The following is a 19590-nucleotide window of genomic DNA, read 5'->3' on the forward strand; positions in this document are numbered from 1 at the left end:
TACCCTTAAGCTCTTTTGGCATGATAACCTGGGCTAACTTCCCCTTCGTCCGCTACACGCCGGCGTTGATACTGGGCATTGTGGGCTACCTCCACTTAGGCGAAAGCTGGCCCGAGCTCTGGCCTTTCTGCGCTGGCGGGGTTGGGCTTGCCGGGCTGCTCACGGTGTGGGCCCAGCGTCAGGCAGCCCCCGTGGCCACCGATGCTGCCGGCTTGCTTTGCCTGCTCTGCGTTGTGCTGCTGGGCGCTACACTCACCCAGCGCGCCGTGGAGGCCCGGCGGGCCGACCATCTGTTTCGCTTCGAAGGCCAGGTAGAGTGCTACCAGTCTGTGGTAGACGACTATACCGTGGTGCGGGCTGCCACTTATGCTACCACCCTGCGCGTGCAGAGTGTGCGGGTAGCCGGCCGCTGGCAGCGGGCCACGGGCGGGGTGCGCATCTCCCTGCCGCGGGTGGCTGGCATTGCCGAGCCTCATTACGGCGAGGTCTGGCTGGTTCGCGGCCACCCCGACCCCAGCAAGCCACCCCTCAACCCCGGCGAGTTCGACTACCGCCGCTACCTGGAATACCGGCAGGTGTACCACCAGCAGTACGTGCACCCCGACCAGTACCGGGTGCTGGGCCTGCAGCCGCCCAGCTACCTGGTGGCCATCAGCATGCGCGCCGCCAAGGCGATGGAAGGCGTGTTCCGGCACTACATCAGCGAAAAGCGGGAATATGCCATTGCCGTAGCCCTGGTGCTGGGCTCCAAAGACGACGTGGACGCCGACACCAAGCTGGCGTACTCCAACACCGGTACCACCCACATTATGGCCGTGTCCGGGCTGCAGGTGGGCCTGCTGTTCACGGCCATGTCGGGCCTGCTGGGCATGTTGTTTGGCCGCTTGCGGGGATTTCGGCTGTGGTCGGCCCTGCTGGGCCTGGCCGTTATCTGGAGCTATGCTTTTCTCACGGGGCTGTCGGCTTCGGTGCTGCGGGCTACGGTCATGTTTAGCTTCGTGATTATGGGCCGGCTGCTGGGCCGGCAGGATACCATCTTCAACACCCTGGCCGTGGCGGCGTTTGCGCTGCTGGTGTACAACCCCTTCATCCTGGCCGATGTGGGCTTTCAGCTATCTTTTCTGGCCGTGCTGAGCATTGTGTACCTGCAGCCCCGCATTGTGAAGCGGCTGGATGTGAAAGGCTACTTCAGCCGCCGCCGCAAGCCCTGGCAGCCGCGGGCCGTGCAGCGGGCCTGGGCCGGCTGCGCCTGGTTTCTGGACGTGGTGTGGCAGGCTACGGCGCTGTCGGTAGCGGCGCAGGTAGCCACCTGTGCGCTGGGGCTGTTCTACTTCCACCAGTTTCCGCTCAGCTTTCTGGTGTCTAACCTGGGCGCGGTGCCCATTTCCAGCATGGCCGTGTACGTAGGCCTGGCGCTGCTGGCGCTTAAAGGCCTGATGGCCGGGTTGGGAATGCTGCTGCCGGCCGGGGCCGACTGGTGGCTGGACGTGCCGCCGCAGGCGCTGGCCCGGCTGCTGGAGGGCATGGTGTACGCTTTCAATGAGTACATCTTCTTTATCAGCCGGACAATGGCGGGCTGGATGGTGCGCGACATCCATGTATCAGCATTGCAGACGGTGCTGCTCTTCGCCATCATCGGCGCCTGCCTGGCCTGGGCCCACGGCAAGCAGCTGCTGTGGCTGCGCTGGGCCGCCGTGCTGCTGCTGGGCTACGGCGGCAGCCGGGTGTGGGAAGCCCGGCAGCTGGCACCCGACGAGGATTTTATCGTGTACAGCATTCCGCGGCGCTCGGCGGTGGGCTTCTGGCAGGGAGCAGCGGCTGAGTTTGTAACCGTCGACTCCCTGCCCCTGAGTGAGACCGAGCGCACCTACCGCCTGCTGCCGGGCATTATCCAGCGGGCTGCCCGCCGCACCGCCTACCGCGTGGGCTGGCAGCAGGCAGCCGTGCCCGTGGCCTGCGTAGCCGATGCCGATACGACGGCCCGCAATCCCTTTTTCCGGCCCGGCCCCGTGGTACTGGCCCAGTGGCGGGGGCTGCGCCTGGCCTTCGTGGCTAACCGCATTTCCAGCGCTGCCCAGCCTTTGCCGGTTGACGTGCTGGTGCTGCGCCGCAACGCCCGCGTAAAGCCCGAAATCCTGGCCGCTGTGTTTGGCACGCAGGCCCGGGTTGTCTTCGACTCCTCCTGCAAAATTTGGTACGTGGCCCGGCAGGATTCCGCCCTGCGGGCCCTGGGCTTTCGTACCTGGGACGTAACGGCCCAGGGAGCCTATCACCAGCGCCCACCGGCGCAGCTGTAAAGCGAGCAATGGTGGCGGCTCTTGCCGGGACGTTGACGCCTGGCATGGCTGTTGTTCAGGCGCAGTAGGACAACGGCGGGCAGGGCGGAATCCTGCCTGCCAGTTGACCGGCCGCTACTAAACCAGGCAACCGCGCCTTCTCAGGTTTCGAGTAGGAAAAAGCAACCATTCAGCGGTTCAGCGGCTCATTTAAGCGACGTTACAACCCGGGCGGTCCAGGATTTCAGTCCATCTGCCCGTTTTTTCCGTTAATTGCCCAGAGGAAGCTAGCTTTCGGCTTCCAGAAGCTTGAGCGCCTCTACTACATTCTGCTTTGCCCCGCATCCCATGGATAACCTGCTCACCCCCGAACTCGAAGCCCTCCGCTACATCCGCTACGAATGCCAGGACCGCATCGGCTACATTACCCTGAACCGGCCCGACAAGCGCAACGCGCTGAGTGCCGATGTGGTAACGGAGCTTAAGCAGGCGTTCGACTTTGCCGAAGACGACGAAAACTGCAAGGTGGTGGTGCTGCGCGCCGCCGGCGAGGTGTTCTGCGCCGGCGCCGACCTGGGCTACATTCAGGAGCTGCAGGGCTATGGCTACACCGACAACCTGGAAGACTCCACCCACCTGATGCAGCTCTTCCACCAGATTTATACCCTCAAGAAAATCGTCATCGGCGAGGTGCAGGGCCATGCCCTGGCCGGGGGCTGCGGCCTGGCGGCTATCTGCGACATCAGCTTTGCCGTGCCCGAAGCCAAGTTTGGCTACACCGAAGTGAAGATTGGCTTCCTGCCCGCCATTGTCAGCGTGTTTTTGCTGCGTAAGATTGGCGAAGCCCGCACCAAGCAGCTGCTGCTGAGCGGCGACGTAGTGTCGGCGCAGGCAGCGCTCGACATGGGCCTGCTTACCTTCCTCTGCCCCAAAGAGGAGCTGGCCGATAAGGTAAAGGCCTACGCCCAGCGCCTGTGCCGCGAAAACTCGGAGCAGAGCATGGAGGTGACCAAGGAGATGCTGGCCCGCCTGCCCGAGCTGCCCCTGGAAGAAGCCCTGCGCTACGCCGCCCAGCGCAACGCCGAAGCCCGCGGCTCCGAAGACTGCCGCCGCGGTATCTCGGCCTTCCTCAACAAAGAAAAGATTAGCTGGTAATTGCCGGCGTGCTGGTACTGAAAATGTCCTGCTGTGGTAGCCACGGCAGGACATTTTCGTTTTTGGGCCCTGTAACGCGAAATTCCATTTCGCGTGGCGCGACAAGCGCCGATGCAGCAGCACACGGTACTGCCTGCTCTCCGCAGGCTCGTCACGCAACGGATTTTCGCGGCCGTTTCCGCCCAACTTCTTCCTGAAAACACGTATGCCGGTTATGCCCGCACGTGCAGGGAAGCCCTGATTTTACAGTCGTGCCACCACTGCTTATTGCGCCATCCACTGAAACCTCCATTCCTTTTTTCGGTTAAAAGCCCATGAATTGGATTGCTGCCGCCGGTATCACCCTCGCCACGTTCGCCTTTATGGAGTTCTGGGCCTGGTTTATGCACAAGTATGTGCAGCACGGGCCGCTGTGGTTTCTGCACCGCTCACATCATGTGCGGCACCCGCACCCGGTGGAGCGCAACGACCTGTTTTTCCTGTTTTACGGGGCTTTATCGGCCGTCCTGTTTATGACCGGCGACAACGGCGGGCGCTGGTGGTTTTGGGTAGGCGTCGGGATTGCGGCCTATGGGGCTGTGTATTTTTTCGTGCACGACGTGCTGATTCACGGCCGGCTGCGCTTCTGGAAAAAGTCGCGCCACCCCTACCTGCGGGCCCTCAACATGGCCCACAAGATGCACCACAAAACCACGGGCCGCGATGGGTCGGTAGAGTTTGGCCTGCTCTGGGTCTCGCCCAAATATCTGCAGATGGCCTTGAAGCAGCAAAAATCGAAAGATTTGAAGGTAAAAGCAGATGCCGCAGAGTCGAACAAGTAAGCTTACTTTTGACTTTAGCGTACTAATCTTAACATAACAAGAGCTTGGGTTCTTTCTCCATCAGCGACTTAGAGCAGCTCTCGGGCATCAAAGCGCACACCATTCGCATGTGGGAGCAGCGCTACAACCTGCTGCGGCCGGTGCGCACGTCAACCAACATTCGCACCTACTGCGACAGCGACTTGCGCCGCCTGCTAAACGTAACCACACTCTGCGGCCGGGGCCGGCGAATTTCCCAGGTGGCCAAGCTCAGCGACGCGGAGATGGCGCAGGAGGTGCTGGCCTGCTGCGACGATGCGCAGGACTACAACCAACAGGTAAACAACCTGCTGGCTTCGATATTGGCATTCGACGAAGCCCGCCTGGATAGCCTGCTGAACTCGGGTGCCAGCAAGCTGGGCTTCGAGGAAATGATGCTGCGCGTGGTGTACCCGCTGCTGCAGCGCATTGGGCTGATGTGGCTGGCCGAGACCATGAGCCCGGCCCAGGAGCACCTGCTCTCGCACCTGCTGCGGCAAAAGCTGCTAGCTGCTACCGACGCCCTGCCGCTGAGCTCGTTAAACCAGGCCAGCCGCTGGGTGCTTTTTCTGCCCGAGCACGAGCTTCACGAGCTGGCGCTGCTGTTCATGAACTATGCCCTGCGCGTGCGCGGCCACCATACCCTCTACCTGGGCCAGAACCTGCCTATCAGCGAGCTGACCTCGGTGTATGCCGCCTATCAGCCCCAGACGCTGGTGACCGTGCTCACTTCCCAGCCCGAGCGCGGCCGGGTAGGCGAATTTGCCCAGGTGGTAAAGGCCGCCTGCCCCGATGCCCGCCTGGTGCTCTATGGCCCCATGGCCCGGCAGGAAGGACTGGAGCTGCCCGCCTACTGCGTAGCTCCACGGCTGATGACAGATTTCCTGACCCTGATAACTGAGACCTCCTTACAGGCGAAGGACTAATACCAGCCCTCTCATCCGGGCGAACTGCCGCAGGGAATAATTCTGGCAGTTTCTGGCCGGACATGCCGCCGGGGGTAAGGCAGCATTGCTTGCACTGCTGGCGCGTATCTGCGACGCGTGCCTTTCGGTACCGCGTCTGTGCCGCGACGGTATAGAAATTTAGGCGGCGCGAGCGATTCGCGTCGCAGACGCGGTGCCGGTAAGCACGCGTCAGAGACGCACGCTAGCGGGAGGGGAGTGGCGGCGCCGGGTTCCCAGCCCATGAGCGGCTTCGACCGTGGAAAGCTGAATTTATCAGGGGCTTTTTACGTTTTTTTTCAGGAAACCAGACTAAAAAAAACTGTCTGGGTGCGCAATCCTGATTTTCATTCGCCTCGTAGCTTCCTCCGTTCGCCGAGTTTTTTATGCCGTTGGCTGGGTAAAGTGCAGCGCAGAGGGGTGAATTCCTACATTGTTTGCCAGAGAAGAAAGTATGCAGGCCGAACAAAAAATATTTTCTGGAAGCTGTTCGAATTGGAATTCGGCTCGTATATTTGTTTAAGAATCTGGCACGAAAAGCTAAACAACATGACTTCGCTCGAATTCACCTCGCAAGTGCAGAAAATCTCCCTCACCTTGCGGCCCGCGGCCATGAACCTGACCCGCGACGCCGACGACGCGAAGGACCTCGTGCAGGAAACCCTGCTCAAAGCCCTCTTGAACAAAGACAAGTTTAAGGCCGGCACCAACCTGAAGGCGTGGTTGTACACCATCATGCGCAACACCTTCATCAACAATTATAACAAGATTACCAAGCGGAGCTCCAACATTGACTCCACCGAGTACTTCCAGTACTTCAACACCGACCAGAACTACATCACCCACAACGGCGCGACGTCGGACTTCGTGGTGCGCGACATCAACGAGGCCATCGCCAGCCTGGGCTCCGACTACCGCACGCCCTTCATGATGTACTACATCGGCTACAAGTACATGGAGATTGCCGAGAAGCTGCAGATTCCCATCGGAACCGTAAAAAACCGCATCCACATTGCCCGCAAAGAGCTGAAAAACGCCCTGCAGGTGTACGCCCCGGTAGGCGCCGGCGCCAACGTGGATACGCTGGAGGAGTAGCCTCTCACATTAAGTAAGCTGTACCTGTGAGCTGCGTTCTCAGATAACCAATAAATACTTAGAAGCCCGTGGCCAAGAAGGTTGCGGGCTTTTTCGTTTCCTCAATAACTCGTCAAATAGCCGGCTGAGCCTATTTTGCGCAGAATGACCAACCCCACTACCCCCAAACACGCCGTCGTAATAGGTGCCGGCTTTGCCGGCCTGGCCGCCGCCAGCACCCTGGCCCAGGCCGGCTGGCGCGTCACCGTTCTGGAAAAGAATGAGATGGCCGGTGGCCGCGCCCGCGTGTTCCGCGCCCAGGGCTTCACCTTCGACATGGGCCCGAGCTGGTACTGGATGCCCGACGTGTTTGAGAAGTACTTCGCCCGCTTCGGCAAGAAAGTAGCCGACTACTACGAGCTGCAGCGCCTGGACCCTTCGTACCAGGTGATTTTCAAGGGCAACGAAGCGGTGGACATTCCCGCCGCCATGGACGAGCTGCGGGCCCTGTTCGAGCGCTACGAGCCCGGCAGCGCGGCGCGGCTGGATGAGTTTCTGCGGCAGGCAGCCTACAAGTACGAGGTGGGCATCAACCGGCTGGTGTACGCGCCCAGCCGCTCCGTGCTGGAGTTTGCCGACCCCAAATTGCTGGTCGACATGCTGCGCATGGACGTGCTGCAGAGTATGCACAAGCACGTGCGCCGCTTTTTCAAGGACCCGCGCCTGCTGGAGCTGGTGGAGTTTCCCATCCTCTTCCTGGGCGCCACCTCCGAGAACACGCCGGCCCTGTACTCGCTCATGAACTACGCCGACCTGACCCTGGGCACCTGGTACCCCAAGGGCGGCATGCACAAGATTGTGGAAGGCATGGTGACGCTGGCCCGGGAGCTGGGCGTGGAAATCCGCTGCAACCAGGAGGTGACGGAAATTGTGGTAGAGCAGGGGAGAAGCACCGGCGTGCGCACCGCCAGCGGCCTGGTCGCTGCCGATGCCGTAGTGGCCGGGGCCGACTACCACCACATCGAGCAGCAGGTGCTGGCGCCCGCGTACCGGCACTACGACGCCAAATACTGGGACACGCGCACCATGGCGCCGTCGTCGCTGCTGTTTTACCTGGGCGTAAACCGTCGCCTCGACAAGCTGCGCCACCATAACCTGTTTTTCGACGAGGACTTCACCCTGCACGCCCACGAAATCTACGAGGCGCCGCAGTGGCCCAGCCGCCCGCTGTTCTATGCCTCGGTGCCCAGCCAGACCGACCCCACGGTGGCGCCCGAAGGCCAGGAAAACCTCTTCCTGCTCATTCCCGTGGCGCCCAACCTGCCCGACACCGACGATACCCGCGAGCATTATTATGAAATGCTGATGGACAAGCTGGAGCGCCACTGCGGCCATCCCATCCGTGCGCATGTGGTATTCAAGCGCAGCTACGCCCACCGCGACTTCCTGGCCGACTACCACAGCTTCAAGGGCAATGCCTACGGCCTGGCCAACACCCTAAAGCAGACGGCCATCCTCAAGCCTACGCTCAAAAGTAAAAAAGTCAGTAATTTGTACTTCACCGGCCAGCTTACCGTACCCGGCCCCGGCGTACCACCCTCGCTGATATCGGGGCAGGTGGTAGCCAGTGAAGTGCTGAAGGAGAATTAACAATGAACAGTGAGCAATGAACAATGTCGTTCTAATTGCTCACTGTTCATTGCTCATTGTTAATTGAAAAAAGTGGACCACGTTAAACTCTTCACCGATACCAGCCTGGCGTGCAGCAAGCTTATCACGGGGCGGTACAGCACCTCGTTTACGCTGGGCATTCGCACGCTCGACCAAAGCCTGCACCTGCCGGTGTATGCCGTGTATGGCTTCGTGCGCTGGGCCGATGAGATTGTGGACACCTTCCACGAGCACGACAAAGCAGCGCTGCTGGCTGACTTTCGCCGGCAGACCTACGAGGCCCTGGAAAGTGGCCTGAGTTTGAACCCGGTGCTGCACGCGTTTCAGGCCGTGGTGCGCGAGTACGGCATCGACCGGGAGTTTATCGATGCCTTCCTGCACAGCATGGAGCTGGATTTGGAAGACCAGAACTACCACCCCGACCTGTACAACGAGTACATCTACGGCTCGGCCGAAGTGGTGGGGCTCATGTGCCTGCGCATCTTCTGCCAGGGCGACGACGCCTTGTTTGAACGCCTGCGGGAGCCCGCCCGGCGGCTGGGCGCGGCGTTCCAGAAGGTGAACTTCCTGCGCGACATCCGCTCCGACTACGAGGACCGGGGGCGGGTGTACTTTCCCGGCGTGGTGTACCAGCGCTTTAACGACGCCACCAAGCGCGAGATTGAGGCCGACATCAAGGCCGACTTCGACGCGGCCTACGCGGGCATTCTGCAGCTGCCGCGCTCGGCCAGGCTGGGCGTGTACCTGGCCTATGTGTACTACCTGAAGCTGTTTTACAAAATCCGGCAGCTGCCGGCGGCCCGCATCCTGGGCGAGCGGGTGCGGGTGCCCGACAACACCAAGCTGCTGCTGCTGCTGGGCTCCTACTTCCGCTACCGGCTGGCCCGCATCTGAGGTGCCAGCCGGGCCGGGCAGGAACCGCGAAGGCTATTCTTCCGTTTTTTGCGGCATGAAGCTTCCGCTGTTCCTGTTTGCGCTGGCCGTGGCGAGCCCGCCCGGTGCCGGGCCGGCCCTGGCCAAAACTGCCGTTCCTTTTCATTCGCTAACCCCCGCCTCCGTGGATTCTAACCTGGACCCCAACGCCCTGCGCCGTCACTACGAGCAAGCCGCCGCCGACAAAGCCGCCGGCGAGAAATTTTACAAGCTGCTGGCCAACTACAACCAGGGCAACGCCCTGGTGCTGGGCTACAAGGGCGCGGCCGAAGCCATCCGGGCCCGCGATGCCTCCATGTTCAACAAGATGGACTATATCAAGGACGCGGCCCGCACCTTCGAGCAGGCCGTAGCTGCCGACCCCAGGAATGCGGAAGTGCGCTTCCTGCGCTTTTCGGTGGAAAGCAACCTGCCCGGCTTCCTGGGCCTGAGCAAGCACCTGGACGAAGACAAGGAAGTGGTGCTGCAGGCCCTGCTCAAGCACCCCGGCTCCGGCCTGGAGCCCGGCGTGTTCCAGATGATACGCCACTTCATGGTGAGCCGCAACCACGTAAGCGAGGCCGAAGCGGGCCGGCTGAACAAGCTGGCGCAGTAAGCTAGTAGAGAGTATTAAGTATTGAGTAGTAAGTCAGACTTATTTATTATTGGGGATTCAAGCTAAATCTGACTACTTGATACTTACTCCTCTCTACTCACTACTCTCTACCTGGTAAGAACAAGCTCCGCCGTGCTCCCCGCAACATTCGCCGGGCTTTCCTAGTTACCTCCCCGTATGCCTGCCTTGCATCTCAGCGTCCGCATCGACCCCAACTCCGGCTTTTGCTTTGGCGTGATTTACGCCATTCAGATGGCCGAGGACCTGCTCGACGAGCAGGGCTACCTGTATTGCCTGGGCGACATCGTGCACAACGACGAGGAAGTGCAACGCCTGGAGGCCCGGGGCCTGCGCATCATCTGCCACGAAAAGCTGGCTGGCCTGCGCGACGAAGCCGTGCTCATCCGGGCCCACGGCGAGCCGCCGGCTACTTATCAGCTGGCCATGGAAAACAACCTGACCCTGATTGATGCCAGCTGCCCGGTGGTGCTCAAGCTGCAAAACCGCATCAAGAGCAGCTTCGACCGCAAGGAGAAAATATTCATCTATGGCAAGCACGGCCACGCCGAGGTGCTGGGCCTGCTGGGGCAGACCAGCGGCGAGGCCGTGGTATTTGAAAGCCTCGACGAGCTGCTGCGCCACGAGCTGCCGGCCAACATCACCCTCTACAGCCAGACCACCAAGAGCACCAACAGCTTTTACAACATCAAAAACCAGCTGGAAGTCCGCGGCTACCAGGTGAATGCCAACGACACCATCTGCCGGCAGGTCAGCAACCGCGACAAAGACCTGCGTCGCTTCGCCGCCGAGTTCGACCAGATTGTGTTTGTGTCGGGCACCAAAAGCTCCAATGGCAAGGTGCTCTACCAGGTGTGCAAGGACACCAACGCCTGCACCCACTTCATTTCCACCGTGGATGAGATTCAAGCCGCATGGTTTCAGCCGGGCCAGTCGGTAGGCATCTGTGGCGCCACCAGCACCCCCATGTGGCTGATGGAGCAGGTGCGCGACCGGCTGCTGGCCCTGTGAGCAGCGCGGCAGCTCGCATAAAGCCCGAGCCCATCGGCAACAAGGGCGTGGCCATGGCTGGCCTTATCGTAGCAGCCTGGGCCGCCCTGCTGACGTTTCTGCTGGCTTACTACGAGCCCGACTGGCGCAGCCCCTGGCCCTACCTGCTGGTGCTGCTGCAGGCCCACCTCTACACCGGCCTGTTCATCACGGCCCACGACGCCATGCACGGCCTGGTGAGCCGTAACAAGCGCGTGAACAATGCCGTGGGCACGGTTACGGCCCTCTTGTTTGCCTACAACTGGTTTCCGGGGCAGCTCCCCAAGCACCACGCCCACCACCGCCACGTGGGTACGCAGGACGACCCCGACTTCCACGACGGCCGCCACCCGGGCTTTCTGCCCTGGCTGCTGCGCTTCGCCTGGAACTACCTCACCTGGTGGCAGGTGCTGCTCATGGCCCTCACCTACAACGTGCTGAAGCTGTTCTTTTCCCAGGCCAACGTCATTGCCTTCTGGATGATACCGGCCATCCTGGCCACCCTGCAGCTCTTTTTCTTCGGCACCTACCTGCCCCACCGCGGCGAGCACGCCCCGGACAACCCCCACCACTCCCGCAGCCAGTTCCGCCACCACCTCTGGGCCTTCATCAGCTGCTACTTTTTCGGCTACCACTACGAACACCACGACCAGCCCTACCTGCCCTGGTGGAGGCTGTGGAGGGCGAAGGTCTGAACCGCAGATTTTAACGGATTTGACGGATAAGAACGGATTCAAAAGTCCTTTTCCTCAATCCAATCAATAAACAAGCAAAAGGCCACTACTTCTAAACATGAGGTAGTGGCCTTTTTGCTTTTAAAGAACAAGCGAATTTAAAGAACAAGCGGAAATGAATCCGTTCTTATCCGTCAAATCCGTTAAAATCTGCGGTCCTTAGTGCACGCCCATGGTCTTTTTGCAGCAGTCGGGCAGGCGCTCGTAGGCTTTGGCGTCGGCTGCCTGGTCGTCGGCGTCGTAGCCGGTTTTCTGTACGGCGGTGCGAAGAGCGGCCACGTTGGTTTTGTCGGCGCGGTAGCTCACCGTCAGCACCTGGCTGGGCACGTCGAGCGTGGCGCTCTGTACGCCCTTCTCATAAGCCAGGCTCTTCTCGAGGCGGGCCTTGCACATGTCGCACACGGCCGAGGTCTTGAACTTCACCTGTTCGGTGCCCGGCTTGCTCTGGGCCTGTGCGGCAAAGCTGACACTGAAGAAAAGCAGGAGGGAGGCAAAAATGGCTTTCATACTGAATATTGGGTGGAATAATAGGCCAACAAAAATGCGGCCGGAAAGTGACAAACACCACAAACTTTTAATCCGCAGCCGCAACAAACACCTCTCAATAAAGTAGCCTCATAACTCATAACTCATAACTCATAACTCATAACTCTTACTCAATCTGATACCGTAGCCCCACGTAGGTCAGGCGGCCGAACACCGGGCCCCACACCATGGCGGCGTCGAAGTTGGGGCCGAAGGGCGCGGCGGCTCCGTCGATGGGGTTGGCCTGGCGGTAGTCGGTCAGGTTCTCCACGCCGGCGTACACTTCCAGGCGCTTGAAGGCGCGGGTAAGCTGGGTGTTGAGCAGGGCGAAGCGGGGGGCGGTGGGCAGCTCGGCGCCGGTATGGTACTGGTGGCCTTCGCCGCCGACGTGAGCCAGGGGGCGCTGCCCGTACCACTGCACGGTGAGGTCGGCCCGCCACTTGTCGAAGGCGCTGGCGTAGCCCAGGTTGAGGAAGGCGCGATGGCTGGGGGTGAGGGGCTTGGGCAGGAGCTGGCCGTCGTAGCTGGTACGTACGTTGAGGTACTTGTAGGCACCCTTCACATGCAGCTGCTTTACCGGCTGCAGCTGCAGCTCGGCCTGCAGGCTGCGGGCAAAGGAGCGGCCCCCGGCGGCCAGGTTGTCAATCGAAATATACTGCGGGGCCGAGTACACGTCGGCCACCACCTGATTGCTGAACTCGGTGTGGTAGTAGTCGGCCACGAACGTAGCGGGGAAGCCCAGCAGGGTAAAATACTGCGTGAGGCTGCCGCCCAGGTTCCAGACCCGCTCGGGCTGCAGGTTGTTAGCAATCAAAAACTCGCGGGAGCTGACCAGCATGGCGGCATTGTCGGCAATGGGGTTGGCTACGCGGAAGCCCCGGCCGGCCGATGCCCGCAGCACGGTGTTCTTGGCTGCGTCGAACTTGACGTGCAGGCGGGGAGTGAGCTGCCAGCCGTAGAGGTTGTGGCGGTCGGCGCGCAGGCCGGCTACCAGCGTCAGGTTGCGGCTGTTCTGGTAAGTGTACTCGGCAAAGGCGCCGGGCACCTGCTCGCGGCGGTTGCGGTGCTCACGGGCATAGGCCATGGCCGGCGTTTCCGCCAGGTAGCTGCGCCCGTCCTTGAATACCTCCTGGTAGTCGTCGTACAGGAAGCTCAGGCCCGTGCGGTACACGTGGGCCGTATTGCCCAATACGCTTTGAAACAGCAGGGTAGCCAGGCCGGTGCGCTGGGTGCCATCGTAGGTGCGCACGGTGCGCCTGGTTACTTCTGGAACCACGCTGAAATCCTGGTAGCCAGAGGAGTAGGCCGACACGAAGTCGTGGCTGGTGCCGCTCAGCAGCAGGCCCAGGCTCTGGAAGGGACGCGTGGGCCAGGTGTAGGACGTTTTGGCAAAGCCCGTGTAGCGGGTAGCCCGCTGGGTGGTGCCGTAATGGGTGGTGTAGGCGTTGGCCTCGTCTTCCCGGAAGCCCAGCTGCCCGCCCTGCCGGGTTTCGCGCAGGGCCCCCAGGCCAAACTCGCTCACCAGCCCGTAATCCGACTTGTACTTCCACTTGTTGATGGCATTGTACTGCGTGGCCAGGGGCAGGTCCAGGAAGTTGTCGCCGTTGCGGTCTACGCGCCGCCCCAGGTGGTCGGTGTGCAGCAGCAGGGCCGTGCTCCATTTCGGGTTGATGCGGGCCGAGGTGTTGAGGTTCACGTCGAACTTACCCAGGTCGTTGACATAGGCGTTGAACAGCAGCTGGTCGGTTTTGTCGGGCTCCTTGAGCTTGACGTTTACCTGGCCCGACATGGCCTCGTAGCCGTTCACCACCGAGCCCGTGCCCTTGATGATTTCAATGCTTTCAATCCAGGGGCCGGCCAGGTAGCCCAGGCGGTAGGGGGCGGCCAGGCCGCGCAGCGCCGGCTGGTTGTCGAGCGTGAGCAGGGAGTAGGTCCCATCGAGGCCCAGCAGCTGAATCTGCTTGGCGCCGGACACGGCGTCGGAGGTGGTCACTTCCACCGCGGCGTTGGTTTCAAAGCTTTCGGCCAGGTTGCAGCAGGCCGACTTGGTGAGGTCGCGGCTGGAAATAACCTGGGCCTGGGTGGGCGTGAGCGAAGAATAGGTGAGGGTGCGGGCCGTCACGGTTACCTCGCCCAGCTCGGCGCCGGCGCGCAGGGCCACCCGCAGAAAGGGGGCACCGGCGCTGGGCACCCGCAGCGTATCCGGGCGGTAGCCCAGGGCCTGCACCACCAGGCGGGAGGCGGCCCGGGCGGGGCGCGCCAGAGTAAAGGCGCCCTGGGCATCGGTGGTGGTGGTAGGACCATTGTTGGGGGCGTCGGGCTCATCCAGCAGCCAGCGCAGCACGGCGCCGGGCAGGGGCGCGGCCTTGCCCGCCTCCCGCACTTCGCCGCGCACCGAGCTGATGCTGCTCGATTGGGCCCGGGCCCCGCTGAAGGGCAGGCCAAGCAGCAGCGCACAAGCAAGAAAAGACAGCGAAGAAATGCCGCGCGGGGTGTTCATGGGAGGTTAAAATTACGAAACTGTGGGCGAAGGCAGGCAGTTCCTCCAACTCGAACGTAGCACCCGGGGCGTTGCGTCACGGCCCGGCCTTTTAGGGTAGAGCCACTGGCTGACAATTTGACCAGGAGGCTGCCCGATGGGGGCTTAGCTCGCATCGTATACTAAACCGGCTGTAAAACAGCACTGAGCAGTGCTGGAGTGCCTTTTTAGGATTGTGGTAGAAAATGGTAAATCGTGGTTGCTTTCTCAGGGGCATGCCGTACATTTGTTATTAACGCCTGCTATACCCCCCGGCGGACCTGCCCATGAACCTGCTTTCCGGCGAATACGAATGCAAGCTCGACCCCAAGGGGCGGCTGGTGCTGCCGGCCAAGGTGAAAAGCAGCCTGCCCAATGAGTCGGGCAACCAGCTGGTGCTGGTGCGCGGCTTCGAGCCCTGTCTGGTGCTGTACCCGCGGGCGGCCTGGCAGGTGATTCACGAGAAAGTAATGGCCCTCGACGAGTTCAACGAGGAGTACCGGCAGTTTCAGCGCAACTTCTTCCGGGGCATGACGGAGGTGGAGCTCGACTCCATTGGCCGCTTTATGCTGCCGCGCACCATGCTGCGCTACGCCGGCATCGAGAAGGAAGCCATTATCGTGGGCCTGGGCAACCGCTGCGAGGTGTGGGACCCGGCCCGCTACGACGAGTTTCTTATCAAAGACCAGCAGAGCTTCAGCAAGCTGGCGCAGAAGTTTTTATCCGTTTCCGAAACGTCGCCCGCGGGCGGCCTTGCCGCGTGAGCAGCTACCACAACGATACCGCCTACCACCGCCCGGTGATGCTGGACCAGTGCCTGGCCGCCCTGGACCTGCAGCCCGGGGGCCGCTACGTCGACGTCACCTTCGGCGGGGGCGGGCACTCGGCGCGCATCCTGGAAAAGCTCGGCAGCGGCCACCTCTACAGCTTCGACCAGGACGCCGACGCCGAAGCCGAGGCCGCCAAGCTGGCCCGGCCGCAGTTCACCTTTATCCGGGCCAACTTCCGCGACCTGGCCGCCGAGCTGCGGCAGCGCGATGCCCTGCCCGTCGATGGCCTGCTGGCCGACCTGGGCGTGAGCTCCCACCAGTTCGACACGCCCGAGCGCGGCTTCTCCACCCGCTTCGACGGGCCCCTGGACATGCGCATGGACCCCGACGGCCCCCTGACGGCGGCCGACGTGCTCAACGAGTATAAAGAGGCCGACCTGCACCGCATCTTCGGCATGTACGGCGAGGTGACCAATGCCCGCACCCTGGCCCAGGCCGTGGCCGCGGCGCGGCGGGGCCGCCGCCTGCTCACCATTGCCGAGCTCAAGCAGGCCATTGCGCCCTGCACGCCGCGAGGCAAGGAGAATAAGTACCTGGCCCAGGTGTTTCAGGCCCTGCGCATCGAGGTAAACCAGGAGATGCAGGCCCTGCAGGAAATGCTGCTGCAAACCGCCGAGGTGCTGCGCCCCGGCGGCCGCCTGGTGGTGATGAGCTACCATTCCCTGGAAGACCGGCTGGTGAAGAATTTTATTGGCAAGGGCAAATTTTTCGGGGAAGTGGAAAAAGACTTCTTCGGCAATGAAAACAAGCCTTTTGAGGCCCTGAACCGCAAGCCCGAAGAAGCCTCGCCCGAGGAAGTAGCCCTGAACAGCCGCGCCCGCAGTGCTAAATTGCGGGTTGCGGTGCGCAATTAACAATGAACAATTAACAATGTACAATTCTCCAAAATCAGTTGCTGCGATGTGCCCAGGGCGTGGGAGGCTCTCACTATTGGCAGTGGTAGCTGGAGAAGGCATGGCTGCATTTTCAAGCTGTTCATTGCTCATTGTCAACTGCTAACTGAAAAAAGAATGGCCCTCAATACTCCCCGTTCCAACGATGCTCCGCGCCGGGCCAACGTGCCCCGGGTAGTGGCTGCGCCGGAGCCGGTGGCTGCTCCGGTAGCGGAGCCGGCCCCCGAGCCGGTAGCCGAAAAGGTGGTGGCCGAAAAGAAGAAGGCGCGCGAGCCCCGCGAGCCCAAAGAGCCGGCCGGGCCCCGCAGCAGCTGGAGCATTTTCTCCCTGCTCGACCGCCTCACCAGCGTGGATGGGCTGTTTCGGGAAGGCCTGCCGGTGCGCTACCTGCCCAAGCTGCTGTTTGTGATGGGCCTGACCCTGCTCTACATCGGCAACACCCACTACGGCAACCGCATGAACCGCAACATTCAGCGGCTGAAGCAGGAAACCGAAGACCTGCGCGCCGACTACACCACGCTGAAGTCGGACTACATGGAAGCCAGCAAGCAAAGCGAAGTGGCGCGCAAAGTAGCGGCCTTCGGGCTGGTGGAAAGCTCCTCGCCGCCCTTCCGCATAACCGTGCCCGCCGGCCACCTCGATGCCGCCGAGCTGGAGCTGATGCCCGTGCTGACCGCCGACACCCTGGCCGCCCGGGCCGCCCGCGACTCAGCCGCCGCCCACCTGGCCGACTCCCTGGCCGGCCGGCGGCGCCGCTCGGCCAATACGCCCGACAGCGGGCCGGAAATCATAGCCCCGCCGCTGGAAACCGACACTTCGGGCCTGGCCGTAGCCAACGCCCTCCGTGCCAGCGCGGCCCGCAAAGCCACTGCCCGCCCCGCCAAGGCTGCCAGCCGCAAGCCCGCAGCCCCGGCTAAAGCCCGCACGGCAAAACCAGCGGCGAAAGACGCAAAGGCAAATAAGCCCGACAGCAAGAATTCGGTACAAAAAGGTACAAACCAGCAGAAAAAGAAACAGCCAGCTAATCAAGCTGCTAAGCCAGTTAAAAGATGAAAGGCAACGTTAAGAAGTCCATCGTAACGCGGGTGCGTCTGGCTTTTCTTGGAGTGGCCCTTTTCTCGGGCGCCATTCTGTGGAAAGCCAGCCGCATTCAGTTTCAGGAAGGTGCCCGGTGGCGGGCCCTGGAGCAGGAGCGGCGCATCAGCTACCAGCCGGTGCCGGCCACCCGCGGCAACATCTATTCCGACAACGAGAGCATCATGGCCACCTCGCTGCCCTTTTACCGGGTAGCCTGGGACCCCGGCGTGGTGGACGACGCCGTGTTTCGGGCCGGCGTGGACTCGCTGGCCTGGCACCTGGCCCAGTTTTTTGGCGACCGCAGCAAGCAGGAGTACAAGCGCCGCCTGCTGAACGCCCACTCGGCCAAAAACCCCGCCGTGCGCTACATCCGCCTGAACTCGCGGCAGATAAACTTCCAGGAAAAGAAGCTGCTGACCCAGTGGCCCATCTTCCGCACCAAGCGCAACCGCGGCGGCGTCATCTTCGAAAAGGTCGACAAGCGCTTCCGGCCCTTCGGTGGCCTGGCCCAGCGCACCATTGGCTTCGTGAACGAAGACAAGCACGGGGCGGGCCTGGAGTACACCTTCGAGCAAACCCTGGCCGGCAAGCCCGGCGAGGCCTTGTTTGAGCGCGTGCCCGGCGGCGTGAAGCCGGTGTACGATGGCAGCGAAATCAAGCCCCAGGCGGGCTACGACATCAAGACCACCCTGGACATCAACCTGCAGGACGTAGCCGAAAATGCCCTGTACAAGTCCCTGGTGAGCAACAATGCCCAGTATGGCTGCGTGATTCTGATGGAAGTGGCCACCGGCGAAATCAAGGCCGTGGCCAACCTGGGCAAGGCCTCCGACGACAGCTACAAGGAAGACTACAGCTACGCCTTTGCCGACCAGGGCCGCACCGAGCCGGGCTCCACGTTCAAGCTGGCTTCCATGATGGCCCTGCTCGAAGCGCGGCCCAACATCAAGCTCACCGACATCGTGGACACCGGCAACGGCCGCATGCTGGTGGGTGGGGCCGTGAAGTCGGACTCCCACGGCTACGGCCGCATCTCGGTGCAGCAGGTGTTTGAGAAGTCATCCAACATCGGCATTGCCCGCCTCGTGCACGAAAACTTTTCGAACAACCCCACCGAGTACACCGACTACCTCAAGAAGTTTGGCCTGCACAAGCCCCTGGGCTTTCAGATGACCGGCGAAGCCCGGCCCTACGTGAAAGACCCCAAGGACCCGAGCTGGAGCCGCACCTCGCTCACCACCATGAGCATCGGCTACGAGCTGAAGCTGGCCCCGCTGCAAACCCTGGCCCTCTACAACGCCATTGCCAACAACGGCGTGAAGGTGCAGCCCATCATCGTGAAGGAAATCAAGCAGGCCGACCAGGTGATTCAGCGCTACGAGGCCAAGGTGCTGGACGAGAAAATCTGCTCCGACGCCACGCTGGCCAAGGTGAAGGCCATGATGGAAGGCGTGGTGCTGGCGGGCACCGCCCGCGGCATCCGGCCCAAGGACTACACCATTGCCGGCAAAACCGGCACGGCCTGGAAGTTTAAGAACGGGCAGTACACCAAAACCTACTCCACCAGCTTCTGCGGCTACTTTCCGGCCGACAAGCCCAAGTACAGCTGCATTGTGGTGGTGGACTCGCCCCGCAACGGCCGCATCTACGGGGCCGACGTGGCCGCGCCGGTGTTTCGGGAAGTGGCCGACAAGTGCATGGCCCGCGACCTGCTCAGCCAGCGCCCCCTGCTGGCCAAGGCCCGCCTGAACAAGAGCCGGGTGCCGCTGGTGCGGGCCGGCATGCAGGATGAGCTGGCCCTGGTGTGCCAGAAGCTGGGCCTGGCCGGGCAAACCCAGGCCACCGGCGGCGAAGAGTGGGTGCGGGCGGCCTCCGACACGGCCTTCCACGCCCGCACCGTGGCCCTGGTGGTAAACCCCGTGCGCCCCGGCCGCGTGCCCAACGTGAAAGGCCTGACCCTGCGCGATGCCCTCTACCTGCTCGAAAACCGCGGCCTGCGCATCCGCGCCGAAGGCAACGGCCGCGTGCGCGAGCAGTCGCTCAACCCCGGCGAGCCCCTCAAGCGCGGCGCCGTCATCACCCTGACTTTGGCCGAAACCGGCCCGCGCCTGTCGGCCCCCAAAGCCCTGCCCGCCCCCGAGCACACCGACCTGGCCGAAAACCAGCTGCTGATTCCGGTAGAAACCGGCTCGACGCATAAAGCCAACCCCAGCAGCAAGCCGGCGGCGAAACCCGCAAAGGCGGAAGCCGCCAGCAAGCCCGCCGTCAAAGCCGAGGCCAGTAAAAACAAGGCCAAAGCCAAGGAGCCAGCCACTAAGCCCGCGAAAGACCAGGGCAAGTCCAAAAGCCCGGACAAGGATAAGGACAAGGAAAAGTCTAAGCCGGTGAAGAAGCCGGCCGAAGACTCTAAAAAAACACCGCCCACCCCCAAGCCCCAGCTTCGACGCGCCTAGAAGAGAATTAAAAATTAAGAATTAAT

16 protein-coding genes are annotated in these 19590 nt (G+C 62.0%); 14 read left to right on the forward strand and 2 right to left on the reverse strand.

The window, feature by feature from the left end:
- Positions 1-20: 20 nt before the first annotated feature.
- The 10 genes from ABD919_RS21515 (at position 21) to ABD919_RS21560 (ending at position 11229) form a co-directional block, all read left to right on the forward strand.
- Positions 21-2297, forward strand: coding sequence for a ComEC/Rec2 family competence protein (locus ABD919_RS21515; RefSeq protein ID WP_345238148.1), 2277 nt, complete (start codon positions 21-23; stop codon positions 2295-2297).
- A 327-nt stretch (positions 2298-2624) separates the two neighbouring features.
- The gene (locus tag ABD919_RS21520) at positions 2625-3431 is read left to right on the forward strand and encodes an enoyl-CoA hydratase/isomerase family protein (RefSeq protein WP_345238149.1); all 807 of its coding nucleotides are present in this window, start codon (positions 2625-2627) and stop codon (positions 3429-3431) included.
- A 314-nt stretch (positions 3432-3745) separates the two neighbouring features.
- On the forward strand, positions 3746-4252 hold the full coding sequence (locus tag ABD919_RS21525; protein ID WP_345238150.1) for a sterol desaturase family protein: 507 nt from the start codon (positions 3746-3748) through the stop codon (positions 4250-4252).
- A gap of 44 nt (positions 4253-4296) precedes the next feature.
- Positions 4297-5196, forward strand: coding sequence for a MerR family transcriptional regulator (locus ABD919_RS21530; RefSeq protein ID WP_345238151.1), 900 nt, complete (start codon positions 4297-4299; stop codon positions 5194-5196).
- A gap of 567 nt (positions 5197-5763) precedes the next feature.
- The gene (locus tag ABD919_RS21535; RefSeq protein WP_345238152.1) at positions 5764-6309 is read left to right on the forward strand and encodes a sigma-70 family RNA polymerase sigma factor; all 546 of its coding nucleotides are present in this window, start codon (positions 5764-5766) and stop codon (positions 6307-6309) included.
- Positions 6310-6453: 144 nt separating this feature from the next.
- Positions 6454-7938 (forward strand): phytoene desaturase family protein, encoded by a 1485-nt coding sequence (locus ABD919_RS21540; RefSeq protein ID WP_345238154.1) that lies wholly within the window; start codon positions 6454-6456, stop codon positions 7936-7938.
- Positions 7939-8010: 72 nt separating this feature from the next.
- The gene (locus tag ABD919_RS21545) at positions 8011-8853 is read left to right on the forward strand and encodes a phytoene/squalene synthase family protein (RefSeq protein WP_345238155.1); all 843 of its coding nucleotides are present in this window, start codon (positions 8011-8013) and stop codon (positions 8851-8853) included.
- A 55-nt stretch (positions 8854-8908) separates the two neighbouring features.
- Complete coding sequence (locus ABD919_RS21550) at positions 8909-9487, forward strand: hypothetical protein (RefSeq protein WP_345238156.1); 579 nt, start codon at positions 8909-8911, stop codon at positions 9485-9487.
- Positions 9488-9664: 177 nt separating this feature from the next.
- Positions 9665-10516, forward strand: a complete 852-nt coding sequence (locus ABD919_RS21555; RefSeq protein ID WP_345238157.1) for a 4-hydroxy-3-methylbut-2-enyl diphosphate reductase — start codon at positions 9665-9667, stop codon at positions 10514-10516.
- 53 nt (positions 10517-10569) lie between these two features.
- Positions 10570-11229: a fatty acid desaturase gene (locus ABD919_RS21560; RefSeq protein WP_345238218.1), complete on the forward strand. Its 660-nt coding sequence runs from the start codon at positions 10570-10572 to the stop codon at positions 11227-11229.
- Between the two features lie 198 nt (positions 11230-11427).
- On the opposite strand, the gene ABD919_RS21565 is transcribed toward ABD919_RS21560, so the two are convergent.
- On the reverse strand, positions 11428-11775 hold the full coding sequence (locus tag ABD919_RS21565) for a heavy-metal-associated domain-containing protein (RefSeq protein ID WP_345238158.1): 348 nt from the start codon (positions 11773-11775) through the stop codon (positions 11428-11430).
- Positions 11776-11920: 145 nt separating this feature from the next.
- A complete protein-coding gene (locus ABD919_RS21570) occupies positions 11921-14293 on the reverse strand; it encodes a TonB-dependent receptor (RefSeq protein WP_345238159.1) in 2373 nt (790 codons plus the stop codon).
- Positions 14294-14598: 305 nt separating this feature from the next.
- On the opposite strand from ABD919_RS21570, the gene mraZ reads away from it, so the two are divergent.
- The 4 genes from mraZ to ABD919_RS21590 all read left to right on the forward strand — a co-directional run bounded on the left by mraZ (position 14599) and on the right by ABD919_RS21590 (position 19564).
- Complete coding sequence (gene mraZ, locus ABD919_RS21575; protein ID WP_345238160.1) at positions 14599-15075, forward strand: division/cell wall cluster transcriptional repressor MraZ; 477 nt, start codon at positions 14599-14601, stop codon at positions 15073-15075.
- Positions 15072-15995, forward strand: a complete 924-nt coding sequence (gene rsmH / locus ABD919_RS21580) for a 16S rRNA (cytosine(1402)-N(4))-methyltransferase RsmH (protein ID WP_345238161.1) — start codon at positions 15072-15074, stop codon at positions 15993-15995. The genes mraZ and rsmH overlap by 4 nt, the downstream gene beginning before the upstream one ends.
- 156 nt (positions 15996-16151) lie before the next feature.
- Positions 16152-17087, forward strand: a complete 936-nt coding sequence (locus ABD919_RS21585; protein WP_345238162.1) for an FtsL-like putative cell division protein — start codon at positions 16152-16154, stop codon at positions 17085-17087.
- Positions 17084-19564: a penicillin-binding protein gene (locus tag ABD919_RS21590; protein ID WP_345238163.1), complete on the forward strand. Its 2481-nt coding sequence runs from the start codon at positions 17084-17086 to the stop codon at positions 19562-19564. Before ABD919_RS21585 ends, ABD919_RS21590 begins: the two co-directional genes overlap by 4 nt.
- Positions 19565-19590: the final 26 nt, after the last annotated feature.

Origin of the sequence: Hymenobacter saemangeumensis, from assembly GCF_039541835.1 — a bacterium.
Classification (GTDB): Bacteria; Bacteroidota; Bacteroidia; order Cytophagales; family Hymenobacteraceae; genus Hymenobacter; species Hymenobacter saemangeumensis.

Coding starts and splice junctions, on each gene's coding strand:
- ABD919_RS21570 (WP_345238159.1), bottom strand. CDS start 14,293: ATGAACACCCCGCGCGGCATTTCTTCGCTGTCTTTTCTTGCTTGTGCG.
- ABD919_RS21520 (WP_345238149.1), top strand. CDS start 2,625: ATGGATAACCTGCTCACCCCCGAACTCGAAGCCCTCCGCTACATCCGC.
- ABD919_RS21585 (WP_345238162.1), top strand. CDS start 16,152: ATGGCCCTCAATACTCCCCGTTCCAACGATGCTCCGCGCCGGGCCAAC.
- ABD919_RS21565 (WP_345238158.1), bottom strand. CDS start 11,775: ATGAAAGCCATTTTTGCCTCCCTCCTGCTTTTCTTCAGTGTCAGCTTT.
- ABD919_RS21540 (WP_345238154.1), top strand. CDS start 6,454: ATGACCAACCCCACTACCCCCAAACACGCCGTCGTAATAGGTGCCGGC.
- ABD919_RS21515 (WP_345238148.1), top strand. CDS start 21: ATGATAACCTGGGCTAACTTCCCCTTCGTCCGCTACACGCCGGCGTTG.
- ABD919_RS21555 (WP_345238157.1), top strand. CDS start 9,665: ATGCCTGCCTTGCATCTCAGCGTCCGCATCGACCCCAACTCCGGCTTT.
- ABD919_RS21535 (WP_345238152.1), top strand. CDS start 5,764: ATGACTTCGCTCGAATTCACCTCGCAAGTGCAGAAAATCTCCCTCACC.
- ABD919_RS21550 (WP_345238156.1), top strand. CDS start 8,909: ATGAAGCTTCCGCTGTTCCTGTTTGCGCTGGCCGTGGCGAGCCCGCCC.
- ABD919_RS21525 (WP_345238150.1), top strand. CDS start 3,746: ATGAATTGGATTGCTGCCGCCGGTATCACCCTCGCCACGTTCGCCTTT.
- ABD919_RS21560 (WP_345238218.1), top strand. CDS start 10,570: ATGGCTGGCCTTATCGTAGCAGCCTGGGCCGCCCTGCTGACGTTTCTG.
- ABD919_RS21590 (WP_345238163.1), top strand. CDS start 17,084: ATGAAAGGCAACGTTAAGAAGTCCATCGTAACGCGGGTGCGTCTGGCT.
- mraZ (WP_345238160.1), top strand. CDS start 14,599: ATGAACCTGCTTTCCGGCGAATACGAATGCAAGCTCGACCCCAAGGGG.